The organism is Pelagimonas sp. (assembly GCF_058892305.1).
On the sequence record NZ_JBZXVN010000023.1, the window covers coordinates 1 to 18938 of the forward strand.

The 18938-nt window shown below is 56.7% G+C and carries 21 protein-coding genes; 10 read left to right on the forward strand and 11 right to left on the reverse strand.

Annotation, left to right across the window (positions count from 1 at the left end; genetic code table 11):
* Positions 1-241: 241 nt before the first annotated feature.
* The 6 genes from AC5EFR_RS10405 (at position 242) to AC5EFR_RS10430 (ending at position 4469) form a co-directional block, all read left to right on the forward strand.
* Entirely contained in the window at positions 242-649 is a 408-nt protein-coding gene (locus tag AC5EFR_RS10405; protein WP_493575762.1) for a DUF3859 domain-containing protein, read from the forward strand.
* 85 nt (positions 650-734) lie between these two features.
* Positions 735-1259: a DUF3859 domain-containing protein gene (locus AC5EFR_RS10410; RefSeq protein ID WP_493575763.1), complete on the forward strand. Its 525-nt coding sequence runs from the start codon at positions 735-737 to the stop codon at positions 1257-1259.
* A 220-nt stretch (positions 1260-1479) separates the two neighbouring features.
* Positions 1480-1980 (forward strand): type III secretion system chaperone family protein, encoded by a 501-nt coding sequence (locus AC5EFR_RS10415; protein ID WP_493575764.1) that lies wholly within the window; start codon positions 1480-1482, stop codon positions 1978-1980.
* Positions 1981-2128: 148 nt separating this feature from the next.
* Positions 2129-2944, forward strand: coding sequence for a pyrroline-5-carboxylate reductase (gene proC / locus AC5EFR_RS10420; protein ID WP_493575765.1), 816 nt, complete (start codon positions 2129-2131; stop codon positions 2942-2944).
* Positions 2937-3275 carry a tRNA-binding protein gene (locus AC5EFR_RS10425; RefSeq protein ID WP_493575766.1) on the forward strand — a complete coding sequence of 113 codons (339 nt, stop codon included), beginning with the start codon at positions 2937-2939 and terminating at the stop codon, positions 3273-3275. The genes proC and AC5EFR_RS10425 overlap by 8 nt, the downstream gene beginning before the upstream one ends.
* 75 nt (positions 3276-3350) lie before the next feature.
* The gene (locus AC5EFR_RS10430; RefSeq protein ID WP_493575767.1) at positions 3351-4469 is read left to right on the forward strand and encodes a beta-ketoacyl-ACP synthase III; all 1119 of its coding nucleotides are present in this window, start codon (positions 3351-3353) and stop codon (positions 4467-4469) included.
* Between the two features lie 6 nt (positions 4470-4475).
* Here the strand turns inward: AC5EFR_RS10430 and AC5EFR_RS10435 are convergent, their stop codons facing one another.
* Together AC5EFR_RS10435 and AC5EFR_RS10440 are read right to left on the reverse strand one after the other, a co-directional pair.
* Positions 4476-5645, reverse strand: coding sequence for a benzoate/H(+) symporter BenE family transporter (locus tag AC5EFR_RS10435; RefSeq protein WP_493575768.1), 1170 nt, complete (start codon positions 5643-5645; stop codon positions 4476-4478).
* A 6-nt stretch (positions 5646-5651) separates the two neighbouring features.
* On the reverse strand, positions 5652-6236 hold the full coding sequence (locus AC5EFR_RS10440) for a thymidine kinase (protein WP_493575769.1): 585 nt from the start codon (positions 6234-6236) through the stop codon (positions 5652-5654).
* A gap of 331 nt (positions 6237-6567) precedes the next feature.
* On the opposite strand from AC5EFR_RS10440, the gene AC5EFR_RS10445 reads away from it, so the two are divergent.
* Positions 6568-7026, forward strand: coding sequence for a hypothetical protein (locus AC5EFR_RS10445; protein WP_299929746.1), 459 nt, complete (start codon positions 6568-6570; stop codon positions 7024-7026).
* Here the strand turns inward: AC5EFR_RS10445 and AC5EFR_RS10450 are convergent.
* The 3 genes from AC5EFR_RS10450 to AC5EFR_RS10460 all read right to left on the reverse strand — a co-directional run bounded on the left by AC5EFR_RS10450 (position 7023) and on the right by AC5EFR_RS10460 (position 10009).
* A complete protein-coding gene (locus tag AC5EFR_RS10450; protein ID WP_493575770.1) occupies positions 7023-7871 on the reverse strand; it encodes a hypothetical protein in 849 nt (282 codons plus the stop codon). The two genes, AC5EFR_RS10445 and AC5EFR_RS10450, sit on opposite strands and share 4 nt — an antisense overlap.
* 128 nt (positions 7872-7999) lie before the next feature.
* A complete protein-coding gene (gene rimO / locus AC5EFR_RS10455) occupies positions 8000-9370 on the reverse strand; it encodes a 30S ribosomal protein S12 methylthiotransferase RimO (RefSeq protein ID WP_493575771.1) in 1371 nt (456 codons plus the stop codon).
* A gap of 42 nt (positions 9371-9412) precedes the next feature.
* Entirely contained in the window at positions 9413-10009 is a 597-nt protein-coding gene (locus tag AC5EFR_RS10460; protein ID WP_493575772.1) for a LysE family translocator, read from the reverse strand.
* Positions 10010-10102: 93 nt separating this feature from the next.
* Here AC5EFR_RS10460 and AC5EFR_RS10465 point away from each other — a divergent pair, with 93 nt between their 5' ends.
* On the forward strand, positions 10103-10996 hold the full coding sequence (locus AC5EFR_RS10465) for a LysR family transcriptional regulator (protein WP_493575773.1): 894 nt from the start codon (positions 10103-10105) through the stop codon (positions 10994-10996).
* Positions 10997-11047: 51 nt separating this feature from the next.
* Here AC5EFR_RS10465 and AC5EFR_RS10470 read toward each other — a convergent pair whose 3' ends face one another.
* Positions 11048-11644 (reverse strand): GcrA family cell cycle regulator, encoded by a 597-nt coding sequence (locus AC5EFR_RS10470; protein ID WP_493575774.1) that lies wholly within the window; start codon positions 11642-11644, stop codon positions 11048-11050.
* A 115-nt stretch (positions 11645-11759) separates the two neighbouring features.
* Here AC5EFR_RS10470 and AC5EFR_RS10475 point away from each other — a divergent pair, with 115 nt between their 5' ends.
* Complete coding sequence (locus AC5EFR_RS10475) at positions 11760-12581, forward strand: ABC transporter permease (protein WP_493575775.1); 822 nt, start codon at positions 11760-11762, stop codon at positions 12579-12581.
* On the opposite strand, the gene AC5EFR_RS10480 is transcribed toward AC5EFR_RS10475, so the two are convergent.
* Positions 12571-13455 (reverse strand): LysR family transcriptional regulator, encoded by an 885-nt coding sequence (locus AC5EFR_RS10480; protein ID WP_493575776.1) that lies wholly within the window; start codon positions 13453-13455, stop codon positions 12571-12573. The two genes, AC5EFR_RS10475 and AC5EFR_RS10480, sit on opposite strands and share 11 nt — an antisense overlap.
* 100 nt (positions 13456-13555) lie before the next feature.
* On the opposite strand from AC5EFR_RS10480, the gene AC5EFR_RS10485 reads away from it, so the two are divergent.
* Positions 13556-14770, forward strand: a complete 1215-nt coding sequence (locus AC5EFR_RS10485) for an acyl-CoA dehydrogenase (RefSeq protein ID WP_493575777.1) — start codon at positions 13556-13558, stop codon at positions 14768-14770.
* 116 nt (positions 14771-14886) lie between these two features.
* Here AC5EFR_RS10485 and AC5EFR_RS10490 read toward each other — a convergent pair whose 3' ends face one another.
* Genes AC5EFR_RS10490 through AC5EFR_RS10505 form a run of 4 tightly spaced genes read right to left on the reverse strand, consistent with a single transcriptional unit; the run spans position 14887 to position 18902 of the window.
* A complete protein-coding gene (locus AC5EFR_RS10490; RefSeq protein WP_493575778.1) occupies positions 14887-16182 on the reverse strand; it encodes an amylo-alpha-1,6-glucosidase in 1296 nt (431 codons plus the stop codon).
* A complete protein-coding gene (locus AC5EFR_RS10495; protein ID WP_493575779.1) occupies positions 16179-17219 on the reverse strand; it encodes an ABC transporter ATP-binding protein in 1041 nt (346 codons plus the stop codon). Before AC5EFR_RS10495 ends, AC5EFR_RS10490 begins: the two co-directional genes overlap by 4 nt.
* Before the next feature lie 25 nt (positions 17220-17244).
* A complete protein-coding gene (locus tag AC5EFR_RS10500) occupies positions 17245-18060 on the reverse strand; it encodes a carbohydrate ABC transporter permease (RefSeq protein ID WP_493575780.1) in 816 nt (271 codons plus the stop codon).
* Positions 18057-18902: a carbohydrate ABC transporter permease gene (locus tag AC5EFR_RS10505; RefSeq protein ID WP_493575781.1), complete on the reverse strand. Its 846-nt coding sequence runs from the start codon at positions 18900-18902 to the stop codon at positions 18057-18059. The genes AC5EFR_RS10500 and AC5EFR_RS10505 overlap by 4 nt, the downstream gene beginning before the upstream one ends.
* Between the last annotated feature and the right edge of the window lie 36 nt (positions 18903-18938).

Consider the following 18938-nt stretch of genomic DNA (forward strand, 5'->3'; position numbering starts at 1 on the left):
ACCCACGCAAGACGTGGGACGACAAAGAAGCCTATGACGCGCAGGCCGCCAAGCTGGTTGAGATGTTCTCCAACAACTTCGAGCAGTATGTTCCCTACATCGACGAAGATGTAAAAGCAGTGGCTATTGGTTAATGCGTAAAGCAGTTTTGATGTTTGTAGCGGCCTTCCCTGCCTATGCAGGGTAGGTCGATTTCGTTTTCCCCTATGTCAAAGAAGTAAGTCACGGGGTGGTCTGCGACATGGGACCGGGTGTGTTGGAATCCGGCCATGACACAATTGACGGTGAAGTGATCTCACGCACCACAATGCCAGATTTTAATGTTGCAACCCGCACCATCCCGGCCGAAATCCCCCGCACCTTTGGCGCAATTGTCGAGGTTTCGGCACCACCCACGAGCGGGTTATATCTTGCCAGCGTCACACATCCGCCTATGGGGGCCAAAGGGCGAACGGTGCAGACCTGGCCAAGTTTGCAGACACACGGCCTTACCCTGGTTGGATACACATTTGAGGACAGCTTCGAACTGGTGCCCGGCACATGGATATTTCGGCTTACCGATGGCGACCTTGTTGTCTATCAACAAAGCTATAGTGTGGTAGACGCCCAGCAAGCCACAGAGGTCTCCGCTGCCTGCGCATTGAAGTAAGGTTTTGTTGCTCCTAGCGGTCTTGGGCTTATAAACTCCCTTTCCCATGCTTATATCATGGGAACGCGTTTCCAAGGGGCGGGCCATGTTCAAGCTTGCACTACCGTTTATTGTTCTCGTACCGCTCTCGGCATGGGCAGAGACGACTTCTCCTATCGAGTTGATGGATCACGGGGTGATTTGCGATGTGACCTTGACCGGCACCGAGGCCGCGCCTGAAACCGCGTCGGGGGTGATCAACCTGATTGATCAGACCCGCGTGATAGACGTGACCACCCAATTCGTGCCTGCCCATATCGGGTTAAGCTTTGGTCTTCGCACTAAAATGAGCGACAATGTGGTGCTCGATGGCGCACGGATGCGGGTTATTCATCCGCCGATGGGCGCGAGCGGGATCACCGAACAAAGCTGGGCCGCGCCGATGCAAACTGGCGAAGCCGCGCTGAACCTTTATACGTTCGAACAAGACGACGAACTGCTTTTGGGTGTTTGGACGTTTCAGGTGATCTTTGCGGACAAGGTCTTGATCGAACAGCGTTTTGAGGTTGTACCCCAAGGAACCGTGCCGGTGGTTCAGCAGGTTTGTTTTGGGGCAAGCCTCACGTCCTGAACCCTTGTGCTCTCAAGCTGTGGATAACTCTATATTCTGTGGACAAGTCCAATCCATCCACAACTTACTGTGTGGACACGTAAAATATTGCTTTACTTACCCCCCTCGGCACATGCACCATATCTGGTAAGGGTCGCGGGCTACAACGCAGACCCTAGAGCAGTCAGCAAGCGTTGGCAGAAATCGGCCCCTGTAACGCTATAACAAAAGAGGTGACGGCATGTCCCTGTCCGAGCATTACCTTGAAGAAGACCTGCACCCGATCGATATTGTTGAGCACATCGCGGTTCACAATGACTGGGAATTTGAGCGTTTGGCGGATGACCAAATCGCCATGGCAGTCGAAGGGCAATGGCGCACCTATTCGATCACACTGGCGTGGTCGGGTGGCGATGAAACACTGCGGATGATCTGTACTTTCGATATGGACCCGCCGTCGGACAAGGTGGATGTGCTGCACGAGGGGTTGAACCTTGTGAATGACCAATGCTGGGCCGGATCGTTCAGCTATTGGGCCGCGCAAAAGCTGATGGTTTACAAATACGGGTTGGTGCTCGCGGGTGGCAATGTTGCTTCGCCCGAACAAATCGACACGATGATCAACGCCGCCGTGATGAGCGCCGAACGCTATTACCCGGCCTTTCAATTGATGGTCTGGACCGACAAAAGCGCCAAGGCCGCGATGCAGGTGGCCATTGCCGAGGCCTATGGTCGGGCCTGACACAGGGGCCTGAACCGGGTTTGGGGGCGCTGCCCCCGTTGCCACGGCGACTCCCCCGCGATACTTTCGGAAAGAAGAAACCAAGGGTGCCATTGCGGTACCCTTTTTCTTTGCGTAGCTGTTGGGAAGTTTGATTTTGGGGGATGTGATGCAAGACAGCGAAATCGCGAAACGTGGGTTGGTGTTGTTGGGATGCGGCAAAATGGGCTCGGCCATGTTGGAAGGATGGCTGGCGCGGGGATTGCCCAGCGGGTCGGTCTGGGTCACAGACCCTTACCCATCGGAATGGTTGAGCGCGCAAGGCGTGCATTTGAACGAGGCCCTGCCCGCCAATCCGGCGATTGTTTTGGTCGCCGTCAAGCCACAGATGATGACCGAGGCATTGCCGTCGCTACAGGCGCTTGGCAACGGTGAGACCTTGTTCCTGTCGGTGGCCGCCGGGGTGACCATTGCCAATTACGAGGCGATTTTGGGCGCTGAGACCCCGATCATTCGCGCCATGCCCAACACGCCCGCCGCCATTGGTCAGGGGATCACGGCCATAGCAGGCAACGCCCGCGCCACATCCCACCACATGGATATGTCGCAAGATTTGCTATCGGCGGTTGGCGAAGTTGTGCGTTTGGACAACGAAGGCCAGATTGATGCGGTGACCGGGGTGAGCGGCTCTGGGCCGGCCTATGTGTTTCACATGATTGAATGCCTTGCCGCCGCCGGAGAAGCACAGGGCCTTGCGCCCGAGATGGCGATGCAACTGGCCCAAGCGACCGTCGCCGGAGCGGGCGCATTAGCGCAACAAAGCGATGAAAGCGCCGCGCAACTACGCCGCAATGTGACCTCGCCCAATGGTACAACGCAGGCCGGGCTTGAGGTTTTGATGAAGGACGAGGGCGGTTTACCCGGCCTGATCAAAGCAACAGTGGCCGCCGCAACGGATCGATCTAAGGAGTTGGCCAATGGCTGAGATCACATTTGACGATTTCCTGTCCGTGGATATTCGAGTGGGCACGGTTGCCCGCGCCGAACCCTTTCCTGAGGCCCGCAAACCCGCCATCAAACTTTGGATCGATTTCGGCCAAGAGATTGGCGAAAAGAAATCATCGGCTCAGATCACCGTGCATTATGCGCCCGAGGACCTTGTTGGAAAACAGGTGATGGCCGTGGTCAATTTCCCACCACGTCAAATCGGGCCGTTTATGTCCGAGGTTCTGGTGCTTGGCTACTCCGACGACAACGGCGATATCGTTCTGGCCCGCCCCGATAAGCCGGTTCCCGCCGGTTCACGCCTGCATTAAAGGCACCTTACCCTGCGGCAAAGCTTGACCTCTGCGCGTGGTTGGGGTTCGGTCTTGGCCCAAAGGAGACCACCGATGTATCAGCCAGCCATCACCGGACATGGGGTGTTCACCCCGTCGCAATCGATCAGCAACGACGAATTGGTGGTGGCGTTCAACGCCTATGCAGACCGGTGGAACGCCGCGCATCAGGCCGAGATTGACGCCGGTGAGGCCGAGGCGATTGGCCATTCAAGCTCGGAATTCATCTTTAGCGCCTCGGGGATTGAGCGGCGTTACGTGATGAATAAATCCGGGATTCTGGACCCGGATCGCATGTATCCACAGTTGCCCGCCCGTGCCGATGACACCCCCGGTATTATGGCCGAAATGGGCGTGGATGCCGCCAACAAAGCGCTTGAAATGACCGGGCTAAGTGGGGGCGATATTGATCTGGTGATTTGTGCCGCATCCAACCACGAACGCGCCTACCCGGCGATTGCCATTGAGATTCAGAATCTTTTGGGCGCTGGCGGCTTTGCCTTTGACATGAATGTCGCCTGCTCCTCGGCCACATTTGGCATTCAGGCCGCGGCGGACATGGTCCGCTCAGGCTCGGTTCGCCGTGCTTTGGTCATTTGCCCTGAGATTTGTTCGGGGCATTTGGAATGGCGCGACCGTGATTGCCACTTCATCTTTGGCGACGTGGCCACGGCGGTGGTGATCCAACGCGACGACGAGGCGACTGGGCCGCATTTCACCATCCAAGCGACCAGCTGCGCCACCAAGTTCTCAAACAACATCCGCAACAACCACGGTTTCTTGCGCAATGCCCATGATCAGATGGAAGACCGCCGCGACATGCAGTTCATGCAGAACGGTCGCAGGGTCTTCAAAGAGGTGTTGCCGATGGTCTCGGCACATATTCTAACCCATCTGGCCGATACTGGTTGGGAGGCAAGCGACCTACGTCGGCTTTGGCTGCATCAAGCCAACAAGACCATGAACGATTTCATCGGGAAAAAGGTGCTGGGCCGCGTACCGGAAGAGGGTGAGCAACCCAACATCTTGCAAGACTATGCCAACACGTCTTCGGCCGGGTCGATCATTGCCTTTTCGCAGAATTCCGAAGATATGCAGCCCGGTGATCGCGGCGTGATTTGTTCCTTTGGGGCGGGCTATTCGGTTGGCTCGGTTCTGGTCGAACGGGCCTAATTGCAATCACCGCGCGCGGGTTGTCTTGAGTTTGATCAGGTGAACCGCGCAACCAATCAACAGCCCCCATACCGCCGCCCCTAGCCCAAGCATCGTCACCCCCGACGCCGTCATGACAAAGGTCAAAGCCGCGGCTTCGCGAGTGTCTTCGTTGCCTAGCGCGACCGATGCAGAGTTGGCAAAGACATTGAAGAGCGCCACACCGGCAAGGGTGGCCATGGCCATGGGCGGTGCAAGCCCGGCGACAAAAGTCACGCCCGCCGCCAAGACCCCGAAGAGACAATAAAACAAGCCAGCCCAGACCGCCGCCATATAGCGTTGCGCGGGATCAGGATGGGCGTTTTCATCACAACACATCGCCGCCGTGATCGCGGCGACGCAGGTCGAAATGGCCCCAAAGGGCGCGCTAAGGATGCTAAACACCCCGACCGTCGCAAAGAGAGACCCCGAGGGCGGTTCGTAGCCATTGGCCTTTAGCACCGAGACACCGGGAATGTTTTGCGTCGCGGTGGTGACAAGAAACAACGGCAGGCCCAGACTTAGTATCGCGGAGAGAGAAAACACCGGCACCACGACCACGGGGTCGGTCAAGATATCGGGTGGCACCGGAAATCCATCATTTTGGATGACGACAAGGACCACCAGCGCAATGACCGAAGCAGGCACAGCGAAGAGACGTGAGAACCGCCCAACCACAAACCATGTCAGCATGATCGGCACGGCAATGGCCGGTGCCTCGGCCAAGGTGCGAAACGGCGCGAGGCAGATTGAGAACAACACGCCGGACAACATCGCCATAGTGATCGGCGCAGGGATTGCGGCGGCCAAACGGGCCAAGGGCCGCCAGAAGCCAGAGACAACACCCAAGACGCCTGCAAAGACAAATGCCCCCACCGCCCCGGCAAACCCGGCGGCATCCGGTACAGAGACCGCCAAGAGAGCCGCCCCCGGCGTCGACCATGCGACACTGGCGGGCATTTTGTAGCGCAGGCTTAAGAAGATCGCTGCGATGCCCATGGCCACGGACCCGGCCATAACCGCCGATGAGGCCTGGGCGGGGCTGGCCCCCATGGCTTCGACACCTTGAAGGAAAATCGGGAAAGAGCTGAAAAATCCGACAATCGCGACGACAAGGCCGGTCCAAAAGGTTTGAGCGTTCAGTGGAAGCCCAAACATCAGCGTTTAACCCTTGTCGCCGACGGCCGCGCGCCAATGGCGTCGGCATAGGCTAACGTAGGTTTCATTGCCGCCGATTTGCACCTGTTCACCATCTACCAACGCCCTGCCCTGATCGTCTTGTCGGATGACCATAGTCGCCTTGCGTCCGCAATGGCAAATGGTGCGCACCTCGCGCATTTCATCGGCCAGAGCCAAGAGCGCAGCGGAGCCGGGGAACAGCTCGCCCCGGAAATCGACCCGCAGCCCATAGGCCATGACCGGCACATCCAAATCATCGACCACACGCGCCAATTGCCAGACTTGGTCGCGGGTCAGAAACTGGGCTTCGTCCACAAAAATGCAGGCCACGGGCCCTTGATCGAGACGTGTTTTGATCTTGGAAAACAGGTCGGCCTTGCTGTCAAACAAATCAGCCTCGCGTGACAGACCAATCCGCGAGCCAATCTTGCCCGCACCCGCACGATCATCAAAGGAGGCGGTCAACAGATAGGTCTGCATCCCGCGTTCATTGTAGTTGTGCGCGGCTTGCAACAGCAAAGTCGATTTGCCGGCGTTCATGGTGGAGTATTGAAAGTGCAGTTTGGCCATGGCGCATCATGTGCCGCAGCTGGGCAAAATGGGCAAGGTAAGAGCCGGAAAAAACCTATTCGCTCAGGTCAGGATTCTGGGGAGTATCCCCCGGGGGTCACGGGACCCTGAACCTGAGCAAACTGGGTAATTGAGAAGGGGCGGATAACCAAAGCACCCCCAGAGACCATTCAAAGCCTTCCCTTCTCGTCACCAAATCCGGTCTGGGAACCGGAAACTCGTACACCCCAACACACGCAGGGACGTTTTCTACATGACATTTCTGGCAGATAGCGGTAATGGGAATGAAGTTTGAAAGTTCCCCGGGAGGTCCCGGGCACGAGGACAAGACATGGCATCTGTCGGGCGCTACCTGAAAAAACACATCGAAGCTCTGGTCAAGGACGTCGGCATCGAAGCCGCCTGTGAGTTGACTGGCAAATCCAAAGCAACGCTTGGGCGCTACTATTCCGACTATCCGGAACATGAAGATCGTTACATGCCAGTAGATGCCGTGGCCGCTTTGGAAGAGGCCGCGTCCTACCCGCATGTTACGGCCGCTTTGGCGGAACTTAAGGGAATAACCCTGAACTTCGACGAGTCGCGGAGAAATTCACAGAGCGAAGGCGGCGTGAATTCAGACGTCATCGCCCTCTCGCAGCGGTTCGGGATGTTGATGGCCGAATACCACCAATCCATCGAAGACGGCATTATTACCGCCAACGAAGCCAAGCGATTGCTCAAAGAAACGCTCGCGATTCAAAAGGTGCTCATTGATATGAAGCTGCACCTTGAAGATGAACAGGCCTAAGGCACATCCGAATATGTTGAACGTTCTTCGACGGCCCTCATAAGGGCTTGTTTTTGAACCGGGTTGGCCTGCGCGACGCATAAATCCGCAACTTTGTGTAGCGCACGCTGCCGATCCGGACCTAGCCGACTGTGGCGGGCTTCTTCCAATGCAAACACCCGCCGCATTGTATTGAGATGCGACCCAAAGCCAGCCCGCGGCTTTACCTCTGTCATATGTGACGGAGCGCGAAACCGGCTGAAAAACCACCAGAAAACCGGGTTGTTGATCTCAATTCCATATGACACCAGCTTTAGCGAAATGTCGTGGATCCGATCCACGTCTTCGGGGTATGACAACGCCGCAAGGCCGAGCGCTTTGATGACGTTGCTATTGCTGTTGAACAAATAGGGCGTCATTTGACGCGGATTGAGCTTCTCAACCTCTTGCAGCACGATTTCAGTCCACTGGTTTGAACGGCGCCCTCCGGACAAAATACCAAGATTCATAGCGACGTTGAGATAGGAAAACACCAAATGGGTCCGATCTTTGCGCAACCCGTAGCCAACAGGCATTGACCTAACATTTGGCCAATACAGCCACATTTTCTCGGCGCGCTCTTTGGCGCGTGGCATGTCGACCTGTTCACAAATCTTATGGGCACCGGCGATCAACGCATAAAAGTGGTCAAAACTGGTGAGCGCTTCATCCGTTTCCAAAGCCTCCAACACCAAAAGCTGTTCGGCCAAATCTTTGGGGCGAATGCCCTTCTTGTAGATAAAACGACGCGCCATTTCGCGACGGTTGCGGCGCGTCATATTTGAGAATTCTGCTAAAACAGATCGTCCACTTTGATCAGTATACATGGCTGTCTCACAGTTGAAAAATTTTCTTCAACATGGGAGCGACGAGAGACCATTTCAACACCGGCGGGATGGTCAAGCGGTGCCTTGCCGACACAGTTACCAGTATGAGCAAATCACCGCTGAAAGCCCTAAACCAAGCGCCCCCAAAGATCGTATTCCCCGGCTTCGTCCACCTCAACGGACACAATTTGACCCGGTGCCAGATCACCGGTGCCTTCGTCGATGAACAGGTTGCCATCAATCTCAGGCGCATCCGCCTTGGTGCGACAAGTGGCAATGCCATCTTCGTCAACGTCATCAACGATCACATCCATGACCTTACCCACCTTGGCGGCTAGCTTGGCTTCGGAAATCGCCTGTGCCTTTTCCATAAACCGGTCCCAGCGCTCTTGCTTGACCTCATCGGGCACATGATCGGGCAAGTCGTTGGAACGCGCACCGTCGACGTTTTCATATTGAAAGCACCCGACACGGTCCAATTGCGCCTCGTCCATCCAATCCAAAAGCGTTTGGAATTCGGCCTCGGTTTCTCCGGGATAGCCAACGATAAACGTACTACGCAGGGTAATGTCGGGGCAAATGCCGCGCCATTCTGCGATCCGGTCCAAGGTGCGCTCCGCCGCCGCCGGACGCGCCATGCGTTTGAGCGTGTCAGGGTGCGCGTGTTGGAATGGCACGTCCAGATAGGGCAAGATCAAGCCGTCCGCCATCAGCGGGATCAGCTCGCGCACATGCGGGTAGGGATAGATATAATGCAGGCGCACCCACGCCCCGAGGCTGCCAAGGTCACGCGCCAAAGTTGTGATATGCTTTTCCGCGCCCCGCTCTGCATCCTTCCAGTCGACCCCGTAGGCGCTGGTGTCTTGGCTGATCACCAAAAGCTCCTGAACACCTGCCTCGACAAGCTTTTCGGCCTCACGCAGCACCGCCTTGTGGGGTCGTGATTGCAGCTTGCCGCGCATATCCGGGATGATGCAGAATTTGCACTTGTGATTGCAGCCCTCAGAAATCTTCAGATAGCTAAAATGGCGCGGGGTTAGGCTGATGCCACGGGCCGGCAACAGGTCAATAAACGGGTCGGGCGACGGCGGCACAACCCCATGCACAGCATCCAAAACCTGTTCGTATTGGTGCGGGCCGGTGACCGCCATAACCTTGGGATGCACACCGGTGATATACTCCGGGTCCGCACCAAGACAGCCGGTCACGATGACCTTGCCGTTCTCCTGCAAAGCCTCACCAATCGCCTCAAGGCTTTCGGCCTTGGCGCTATCAAGAAACCCACAGGTGTTCACAATCACCGCATCCGCGCCACTATAGTCGGGCGAAATCCCGTACCCTTCGGCGCGCAGCCGGGTCAGGATGCGTTCGCTATCGACCAAGGCTTTGGGGCAACCAAGCGACACCATGCCAACAGTCGGCTGGCCATCGCGGCGCGTGTCACCAAATTGCGCACGCGGCGCAAGATCGGGGCGGATATCTGGGGGATTCTGAACCATGCGGGCGTATAGCCTGCCCCCGGCCTTGTGGGAAGGGGGTCGTCAGGATTGCGCCCAGCGCCAAAGAAGGATGCCCACTAGGAGGAGCAGAACACTGCCCATCACACGGCACATTATTGTCATGTAGGCGGGGTTGCGCAAAAGGCGCTGCATCTGCGCACCAAACACCGCCCAAACTCCAACCCCGATGAAACACAAAACGCTCCACACCGCGATCACCAAGACAAGGTCGAGTGATCCGGGCCGCAGATTGAACAATGAGAGCGCCGCAAAGATCGCGCCCCACGCTTTTGGGTTTAACCATTGCAACAACGCGCCCTGCGCAAAGGTCGGGATCGGTTGTTTCTGGGATGTGCCCAAGGCGTTTGGCCGAAAAAGCGGCATCGCAATATAAACGATCAACCCGGCCCCGACCCAGGTCATCACATCCAAGATCACCCCACCTGTCTCTGGTAATTCCGCCATTCCAACACCAATGACCGCCAACAACGCAGCAAACCCAAACGTGGCCCCAGTCACAAAGCCAAGCGTCGGCCTGACACCATTTTGCAAGCCCGAGGCAAGGGTGATGATATTCACCGGGCCGGGCAAGAACGACATGGTAAACGCAAAGAAAGCGATGGGTATCAGTGATGGCATGGAAGGTCCTCGGTTAACCTAACCAACCTATTGCTGGGACTTCTTGTACAAAATATAGTAACAATTAAACGCACTGATCAAAAATTTATAGCAATGAGCATCGAACATCTCAAATCTCTCGGAATCTTTGCCGAGGTCGCGCAACAAGGCTCCTTTCGCGGGGCAGCGCGTGTTTTGGGCATGACACCGGCTGCGGTCACCTACCATGTCCAACTGCTTGAACAGGCCGTTGGCGGCCCGCTGATCTATCGCTCGACCCGCAAACTGACCCTGACCGAAACCGGTGAACGTTTGCGCGACGCAGCAAGTAACATGCGCGACATGGCCGAAACCGGGTTAGAAGAGGCAATCAACGGCGATGGGACATTGCGGGGTCGATTGCGGATCACGCTGACTGTTTCCCTGTTGCGATCTCCGGTCTCAAACGCATTGGCACAATTCCAACGTGACCACCCAAACGTGGACTTGGATCTTTGCTACTCCGACACCGCACATGACCTAATCGCAGGTCAAATTGATCTGGCATTGCGGGCTGGGGTCTTGCAAGATTCGTCGTTGAAGTGCACCCACGTCTGGGAAATGCCTCGCGTAATAGTGGCCGCCCCAAGATTTTTAGCAGGACACGGCAAGATCGAAACCCTCGACGATCTAGCCCAAGCGCCTTGGATCAAGCACAGCCATCTTGGCACGCGTCGACGGCTCACCCATATCTCAGGCACATCTCAAGATATTGAACAGGCCGGCAACCTCAGCGTCGACAACATCGAAGCCATGGTTGATTTGGCGTCACATGGTATGGCCGTCGCTTCACCGCCCCGTCATTATGTGGCGACCCAAATTTCTGATGGCTCGCTTGTTGAAATCTTGCCCGACTGGTCCCTTCCTACCATTCCCGTTCACGCGGTTTGGCCCGGATCCAAAGTCGAAAGACCAATGACCAAGGCCTTTCTGGCGCTGCTGTCGCACCATACCAAAGCGCAGAAATGAAAACGCCCCGCCGATGTCGGCAGGGCGCTTTTCAGGAATGTCTAAACGGGCTTAGCGACGGCGGTCGCGGCGCGAGCTCATTGGCTGGAACGCGACGCCAACATGGGCTTCGCAATAGGGTTTGCCCTGTTGAACAGGCAGACCGCAGAACCAGAAATCATCGGTCGCAGGGTCGCCAACCGGCCATTTGCAGGTCCGTTCGGTTAACTCCATCAAGGTCAGCTTCTTGGCCTTCTTTTCAACTTCGCTCACACGGGCCAGGGCCTCGGGCGAGATTTCGTTGGCCGAAGGTTGCGGTGGCAATGGCTGACCGGCCGGAATGATCTGCTTGCGCGCTGGCAAAACAGCCGGGGTTGTCGCCACGGGGGCCGCCGCAGCGGGCTTGGGCTCTGGTGCGGGCTTGGGCTTGGGCGCGGCCTCGGCTGCCTTGGGCTTGGGCGCTGGCTTGGCTTTTGGCTCTGCCTTGGCTTTGGCCTTGGCATCGGCCGATCCCCCAGAACCGGCCCGGTTCGAAAGGCCCAGACGGTGCACCTTGCCGATCACGGCATTTCGGGTCACCCCGCCGAGTTCTTTGGCAATCTGACTAGCGGATTGGCCTTCGCCCCACATCTTTTTGAGCGTCTCGACGCGTTCATCGGTCCAGGACATCGTGTATTCCCACTGAAAAAGCGGCCCCCAAGGGACCGCCTGTCGTTTCTGAGTTGGCCCTATTCTAATCATTGCGAAACAAGATACAAGGCGGGCAAGGAAACGAGGGGCACCAATGTCACAGACGAATCTACAAAATCCGAGCTTTCACCCCGGAGATCGACGCTTTGGCGCGGTAAATTGGCTGGGTCTCAAGACACTGGCCCTGCGCGAAATCCTGCGATTCTTGAATGTCTGGACGCAAACCTTGCTGGCCCCTCTGGTGACCGCCGGCCTATTCATGTTGATTTTCACCATCGCCATTGGGTCCAAACGCGGCGATGTGATGGGGGTTAGCTTTTCCACATTTATTGCGCCGGGCATTTTGATGATGACCGTGATCCAAAACGCATTTGCCAACACGTCAAGCTCGCTGGTGATTTCAAAGGTACAGGGGAATATCGTCGACACGCTCATGCCGCCGCTTTCGGCCTTTGAGTTGGTGGTTGGGTACATGGCGGGTGGCGTGGTGCGCGGCGTCATCGTGGCCTTGGCGATCGGAACGGCCCAGTGGTTGGTTTTAGGCATTGTTCCCGAACATCCGCTTGTCGCGCTTTGCTTTGTCATTTTGGGCGCTGCGTTTTTGTCGGCCTTAGGCATTTTGGCCGGGATCATCGCCAATAAATTCGACCAAATGGCCGCCATCACCAACTTTATCGTGACGCCCTTGGCCTTCTTGTCTGGCACCTTTTATTCCGTCGAAGCGTTGCCGCCGGTCTTGTACCAAATCACCCACTTCAACCCGGTGTTCTACTTGATTGACGGGGCCCGCTGGGGTGTGATTGGCGTCTCTGACAGCAATCCGGCCTTTGGCTTTGCTGTTGCATTTGTGGCGACCTTGGCGATTAGCGGTTTGGCGTGGTACTGGTTCAAAAACGGATATCGTCTCAAAGCGTAAGCCGACGCGCGCTGGCGGTTTGCAACCAATCCCGGAACGCGACCAAGGCGGGATAGTCCCCTCCGCGTTCCGGCCAGATCAAGAAGTACGACCCGATGCTCACCGGGCGGGCATGGGGCAATTCGATCAAGGAGCCCGCCTGAATCTCTTGCGCCACAAGATAATCCGGCATCAAGGCAACCCCCAAACCGGCCTGCGCCGCCCGTAACATCGTGCCAAATTGATCAACCACCATCGCCGGTTTGCCCGGCTGCGGTAGATTATGGGCGCCAAACCAGTCCGCCCAAGCGTTAGGGCGGGTTTCCAATTGCAAACGCGGCAAGTCGGTCACAGCGCCTTGCGTCAAAAGCTCCGGCGCGGCCACGGCCAACATCTGTTCATCCCACAATTTCAATTGCCCGGTGCGCGGCCAATTGCCCTGTCCATGAACAATGGCCGCGTGAAAGTTTTCGTCCGCGAAATCAAAGGCCACCAAACGGGTCGACATATTCAAGGTGATCCCCGGATGCGCCGATAGAAACCCCGGCAACCGTGGCGCCAGCCAATGGGTGCCAAAGCTTGGCAAACTCGCAAGGTTTAGGGCCCCGCCATCGGGATTTGTCTGAAGCGCAATTGTTGCGGTTTGGATTTGAGAGAGGGCAGCCCGTATCTCTCGGGCATAGGACGCGCCTTGTGCCGTGAGATGCAACCGCTTGCGATCACGCTCAAACAACACCCCGCCGACCTGCGCCTCAAGCTTTTGGATCTGCCGGGACACGGCGCTTTGGGTTAGGTCCAACTCTCGCGCTGCGTCTGTCACCGATCCGTGACGCGCCACCGCTTCGAAGGCGGTTAAATAAGCCAAAGGTGGTGTGAAACGTCGAGATGCGGCCATATCATTCCCTTCTGGAATGTTTTCATGCCGGAAATTTGCTTTGCGGGCAAGGTTCTTGCCCTTATGTCATGATGAAACCCCGTCTTGAAAGGCTTTGCCCATGTCATCGCATCTGTCCCCTCAGTCCCAACCCGGCTTGTCCAGCTTTTCTTGGGAAGACCCGTTTTTGATGGAAAACCAACTGGACGAAGACGAACGCATGATCCGCGACAGCGCCAAGGCCTATGCGCAAGACAAGCTGATGTCGCGGGTAACTGATGCCTTTGCCAATGAGCATACCGACCCGGAAATTTTCCGCGAGATGGGGGATATGGGTCTGCTTGGCACCACAATCCCCGAGGAATACGGCGGGCTTGGCGCGGGCTATGTGGCCTACGGCCTTGTCGCGCGTGAGGTTGAGCGCGTGGATAGTGGCTATCGCTCGATGATGTCGGTTCAGTCCTCTTTGGTGATGTATCCGATCTATGCCTACGGCACCGCCGAACAGCGCCAGAAGTTCCTGCCAAAACTGGCCAGCGGCGAATATATCGGCTGTTTCGGCCTAACCGAACCCGACGCGGGGAGCGATCCCGGGAGCCTCAAAACCACCGCCAAAAAGGTTGATGGCGGCTATGTGTTGAATGGCTCCAAAATGTGGATTTCCAACGCGCCAATTGCCGATGTCTTTGTCGTCTGGGCCAAATCCGAGGCGCATGATGGCAAGATCAAAGGTTTTGTTCTTGAAAAGGGAACCAAGGGTCTTAGCGCACCCAAGATTGAAGGCAAACAAAGCCTGCGCGCCTCGATCACCGGTGAAATTGTCATGGACAATGTTGAGGTCGGCGAGGACGCCTTGCTGCCCAATGTGTCCGGGCTAAAGGGGCCGTTTGGCTGTTTGAACCGCGCACGTTACGGCATTAGCTGGGGCGCGATGGGGGCCGCCGAGGCCTGTTGGCACGCCGCTCTGCAATATGGGTTGGACCGCAAGCAGTTTGGCAAGCCATTGGCGCAGACACAGCTGTTTCAATTGAAGCTGGCAAATATGCAGACCGAGATTGCATTGGGCCTTCAGGCCTCTTTGCGTGTCGGGCGTTTGATGGACGAGGCCCAAGCCGCGCCAGAGATGATTTCGATCATCAAGCGCAACAACTGTGGCAAAGCCCTAGAAATCGCCCGCCATGCCCGCGACATGCACGGTGGCAACGGCATCAGCCAAGATTTCCACGTTATCCGACACATGGTGAACCTCGAAACCGTGAACACCTATGAAGGCACACATGACGTTCACGCGTTGATCTTGGGGCGGGCGCAAACCGGATTGCAGGCGTTTTTCTAATTCGCGACGCGATTTTTTGGAGAAAAGTCGAGGGGGCGGTCTGCCCCCTCTTAGCCTAGCGGCCAATTCACCCCCGAGGAAATTTCGGGAAAGAAGAAACATGGCCCCCTGTTTGGTCAGCCTTTCTCAGATTGTGCGATGAATTCAATCACCATGGCGGCGGTCCAAGTGAACCGCGTTCCGCCACAGGGTTCGCCAGTTTTGGGATCGTAGTATTCGGCGAAACCGCTTTTTTCGATCAGTTGCACCGAGGATGTAGCAATCCGGTTGGCCACCTCAATTTGACCGGCACGGCGCAAGCCGTCGCTGATCAGATAGTTGACAATGAGCCATGCCGGACCGCGCCAATAGCGTTTGCCGTCGTAGTCCGGCGCATCCGGGTCATGGCTTGGCACCAGATATGTAACCTTGTTCGCCATGGCTGTGACCTTGTCCGCCAATGCCTTGGCCCGTGCCGCCGGAATGGGGGCGAAACCGGCGATAAGACCGCCAACGGACGGGCTCTCGATCAGCTGATTGAGGCGGCGATCTTGGCACAGGTATTGGCCATGTTCCTCGCTCCACAGGGTCTCCATCGCGGCGATCCCTTTGACGGCTTGGGCGCGGGATTTATCGGCAACATCGGTTTCCCCAAGCGCATCGGCCAGATCGGCGACATCCATGCAAGACCGCAGCAAAATGCCATTAAAACCCGGGTCGACAACCTGAAACGGCGACGCATCGTGCAATTTCGCGTTATCCCAGTTCAGACTGCGGAACAGTTGGACCAACCAAATGTAGCGCTCATATTGCGCTTGGGTTGGGCGATGTTCAGGGTTGGCATGTTGGGTGTCACGACGGGTGAAGGGCAAGACGCCCTCGGTTGGGACCCGTTCAAACGCATCGTCCCAGTCGATCGAATTGTCACGCCCGGATTCCCACGGATGCAGGATCGCGACCAAGCCAGTTCCCTCTGGATCCCGATTGGCAAAGAACCATTCGTGCCAAGCGAGCACCTTGGGCAACAAAGCCCGCGCCATTTTGGCGGCAAGCTCCTTGTCTTTTGCGCGGTCAAATAGCCGTTTAATCGCAAAACCAGCAACGGCCGGCTGGGTGATGCCCGAGGTCGGCACATCGCGCCCGGTTGCCCAGACATCGGGACCGGGGAAATAGCCGTCATCTTCTTTGTGAAAGATGATATGAGGGACCATGCCGTCTTCCCATTGATGGGCCAGCAGGGTTTCGATCTCGCGCCACGCGCGGGCCTCATCAAAATGGGCCTGACCAAGGGCGGTCAGGCAACTGTCCCAGTTCCATTGAAACGGATAGAGGCCATGGGTCGGCACGGTGTAAGTGCCAAGATCGTTCTCGCGGAGAATGTCCGAGGCGTTTTGCACAAGCGTTTGCATTGTCTGTTTGTCCTTATGCGTCATTGGACGGCATGGTGTGATTTTGGGTCAAACCAGCGGATGCGGTCTGGTGTTGGGGCGAGGGTCAACGTATCGCCGGGCGATACTTTGAGGTCGCTATCTAAGACGGCGCGGAACAGGGTTCCGTCGACTTCGGCGGTGACCAAAAGATGCGCGCCAAGCGGTTCAACGACTTTTGCTTTGGCCTCTAATCCAGCGTCCGACAGGGTCATATCTTCGGGTCGAATTGCAAATTCCAGCGGCTGGTCACGTTCGGGTCCCGCAAGGGTTTGTCCGGCAACGCGCCATTGACCTTGCCCGGCTGGTTCCGCCGGAAGAAAGTTCATCGGCGGATTGCCAATGAAGCCGGCGACAAAACGTTCGGCGGGGTCGCGGTACACTTCGATGGGTGAGGCCGCCTGAACAATGCGTCCTTCGTGCATGACGCTAATCCGATCCGCCATCGACATGGCTTCGACTTGGTCATGGGTGACGTAGATCGCGGTTGTGTTGCTTTCGGCCAAAACCCCTTTGAGCTCGGCGCGCATCTCCATGCGCAATAGCGCATCAAGGTTGGAGAGCGGCTCATCCATCAGGATCACATCCGGTTCCATCGCCAAGGCGCGCGCCACGGCGACGCGTTGGCGCTGCCCACCCGAAAGCTCACCGGAATAGCGGCTGAGCAATTGTTCGATATGCATCAGCTCGGCGGTGCGTTCGACACGGCGCTTAACCTCATCATTTGGCAGTTTTTGCATCCGCAGGCCAAAGCCGATGTTTTCGAACACCGTCAAATGCGGGAACACCGCATAGTTTTGAAACACCATCGCAATGCCACGATCTTTGGGTGGCAAATGGTCGATCCGCCGTCCCCCGATCCAGACTTCGCCGGTGGTCTGGGTTTCCAACCCGGCAATGATCCGCAGCAAGGTGGATTTCCCACAGCCCGATGCGCCGAGCAGGACCATAAATTCTTGATCGTCGATGGTCAGGTTGATGTCGTGAAGCGCCTGATAAGACCCAAACCGCTTGGCGACATTTTTGATTTCGATAACAGCCATTTTCAGTTTCCAATCAGCGGTTGGCTTAACGGTTAGCGATGCCCCACATCGCAAACAGGTATTTGCGGACGGCAAAGATGAAGATCAGCGCAGGCACGACAAGGATGAAGCCACCGGCGAATTTCAGATGCAGCGGTGAGGTGTCGAGGTTCTGCAAAAGGAACGCCGTGAGGGTTCGGTTTTCGATTGTGAGAACCGCGGCAGCAAAGACTTCGTTCCACGAGATCACAAAGGCAAAAATCGCACTGGCGGTTATCCCAGGAAGGATCAGGGGCAAGACAACCTTGGTAAAGGCGGTCAGGCGTGTACACCCCAAGGTCCAAGCGGCTTCTTCTAGCTCAATCGGGATGCCCGAGAAGAGCGAGAAGGTGATCAGCACCGAAAACGGGATTGCCAATGTCGTATGGACCAAGGCCAAGCCAAACACAGTGTCGTCCAACCCTGTGCGGATGAACATCACCGCCAAAGGCAAGGCCAGCAACGGCAAGGGAAAGGCGCGGGTCAGCAGGATCAACAGCCGAAACAGCCCCTTGCCCGGAAAGTCGAACCGCGACAGCGCATAACCAGCCGGGGCACCGATCACGATAGACATGACCATCGTCATCGCGGCAACAAGGATCGAGTTTTTCAGCGCGGTCAGCATCCCGTCGAACCCGGCGAAGAAGCTTATGCTGCCAAGGTCAAACTCTGGCAAAAAGGGCTTTGGAAAGCTGTTGACCGTTTCCGGCGAGCTGAGCGTGTTGATCAGCAAAAGGTAGAGCGGAACGATCACCCACGCGCAAAGCAGGACAACCGAGGCGGTGTATAGGAACCGCCCGCTGGAACGCGTTTCGGCATTCATATCGTTGCTCCTTTCGGAACGCGCAGGGCGCGCATGATGATCAAAGTAAAGGCGATGGAGATCGCAAGGATGATCAAGGCCATCGCCGCCGCCGCGCCGCCGTTCAGCAGGTCAAATTGGTAGGCGTAGGTCTCGCCCATAAGGACCGGGAACAAGGTGCCGCCCAGCGCCGCAACCACGGCAAAGATTTCAAAGGCCAGGATGACACGTAACACCAGAGCGGTTTGCAAAGACGGGCGCAGCAGAGGAAGGGTGATACGGGTAAACCGTTTCCACGGGCTGGCACCAAACACTTCGGCGGCCTCGTAATACTCTTTGGGGATCAACCCAATACCCGCCACCAAAATCACCAACATGATCGCCGTCGCACGCCAAATCTCGGCCAAGGCAATGGCGAGGAAAACAATGCCGGGGTGCTGATAGCTCAGGAAATTCACCGGGCGATCAACAATACCCAAGCCGCTCATCATCGAGTTGAGGAAGCCGGATTGTTCAAAGATCGCAAGCCAGATGATACCCGCTGCCAGATCTGAAATCCCAAGCGGGATTGTCCAGACGTAAAGAATAAGGTCGCGACCCTTTTGCATACGGCTCACCATTGTGGCCATCAAAAGCGCCAGCGCAAGTTGCACCGGCACAACAGCGGCCGCAAGCAACATAGTGTTCTTGAAGGAGATCGGGAATTTCCAATAGCTTGTCACGTCTTGGAAATTCTTCAAGCTCCAGCCGCCATCAACGTAGAATGCCTGCTGTGCCACCAGAATAAACGGGTACAAGAAGAAAAGGCACAGAAACAACGTGACCGGCAGGATCAATAAATAAGGGAGGTACCGCGCGTTCATGGCGCTGCTCCTGTGTGTCAGTTAACATGGATTAGG

What these genes read in the sequence shown, in the direction of transcription:
- AC5EFR_RS10470 (WP_493575774.1), bottom strand. Translation starts at nt 11,644, where the DNA reads ATGTCCTGGACCGATGAACGCGTCGAGACGCTCAAAAAGATGTGGGGC.
- AC5EFR_RS10430 (WP_493575767.1), top strand. Translation starts at nt 3,351, where the DNA reads ATGTATCAGCCAGCCATCACCGGACATGGGGTGTTCACCCCGTCGCAA.
- AC5EFR_RS10445 (WP_299929746.1), top strand. Translation starts at nt 6,568, where the DNA reads ATGGCATCTGTCGGGCGCTACCTGAAAAAACACATCGAAGCTCTGGTC.
- AC5EFR_RS10465 (WP_493575773.1), top strand. Translation starts at nt 10,103, where the DNA reads ATGAGCATCGAACATCTCAAATCTCTCGGAATCTTTGCCGAGGTCGCG.
- AC5EFR_RS10500 (WP_493575780.1), bottom strand. Translation starts at nt 18,060, where the DNA reads ATGAATGCCGAAACGCGTTCCAGCGGGCGGTTCCTATACACCGCCTCG.
- AC5EFR_RS10410 (WP_493575763.1), top strand. Translation starts at nt 735, where the DNA reads ATGTTCAAGCTTGCACTACCGTTTATTGTTCTCGTACCGCTCTCGGCA.
- rimO (WP_493575771.1), bottom strand. Translation starts at nt 9,370, where the DNA reads ATGGTTCAGAATCCCCCAGATATCCGCCCCGATCTTGCGCCGCGTGCG.
- proC (WP_493575765.1), top strand. Translation starts at nt 2,129, where the DNA reads ATGCAAGACAGCGAAATCGCGAAACGTGGGTTGGTGTTGTTGGGATGC.
- AC5EFR_RS10405 (WP_493575762.1), top strand. Translation starts at nt 242, where the DNA reads ATGGGACCGGGTGTGTTGGAATCCGGCCATGACACAATTGACGGTGAA.
- AC5EFR_RS10490 (WP_493575778.1), bottom strand. Translation starts at nt 16,182, where the DNA reads ATGACGCATAAGGACAAACAGACAATGCAAACGCTTGTGCAAAACGCC.
- AC5EFR_RS10460 (WP_493575772.1), bottom strand. Translation starts at nt 10,009, where the DNA reads ATGCCATCACTGATACCCATCGCTTTCTTTGCGTTTACCATGTCGTTC.
- AC5EFR_RS10415 (WP_493575764.1), top strand. Translation starts at nt 1,480, where the DNA reads ATGTCCCTGTCCGAGCATTACCTTGAAGAAGACCTGCACCCGATCGAT.
- AC5EFR_RS10485 (WP_493575777.1), top strand. Translation starts at nt 13,556, where the DNA reads ATGTCATCGCATCTGTCCCCTCAGTCCCAACCCGGCTTGTCCAGCTTT.
- AC5EFR_RS10505 (WP_493575781.1), bottom strand. Translation starts at nt 18,902, where the DNA reads ATGAACGCGCGGTACCTCCCTTATTTATTGATCCTGCCGGTCACGTTG.
- AC5EFR_RS10425 (WP_493575766.1), top strand. Translation starts at nt 2,937, where the DNA reads ATGGCTGAGATCACATTTGACGATTTCCTGTCCGTGGATATTCGAGTG.
- AC5EFR_RS10435 (WP_493575768.1), bottom strand. Translation starts at nt 5,645, where the DNA reads ATGTTTGGGCTTCCACTGAACGCTCAAACCTTTTGGACCGGCCTTGTC.
- AC5EFR_RS10450 (WP_493575770.1), bottom strand. Translation starts at nt 7,871, where the DNA reads ATGTATACTGATCAAAGTGGACGATCTGTTTTAGCAGAATTCTCAAAT.
- AC5EFR_RS10440 (WP_493575769.1), bottom strand. Translation starts at nt 6,236, where the DNA reads ATGGCCAAACTGCACTTTCAATACTCCACCATGAACGCCGGCAAATCG.
- AC5EFR_RS10480 (WP_493575776.1), bottom strand. Translation starts at nt 13,455, where the DNA reads ATGGCCGCATCTCGACGTTTCACACCACCTTTGGCTTATTTAACCGCC.
- AC5EFR_RS10475 (WP_493575775.1), top strand. Translation starts at nt 11,760, where the DNA reads ATGTCACAGACGAATCTACAAAATCCGAGCTTTCACCCCGGAGATCGA.
- AC5EFR_RS10495 (WP_493575779.1), bottom strand. Translation starts at nt 17,219, where the DNA reads ATGGCTGTTATCGAAATCAAAAATGTCGCCAAGCGGTTTGGGTCTTAT.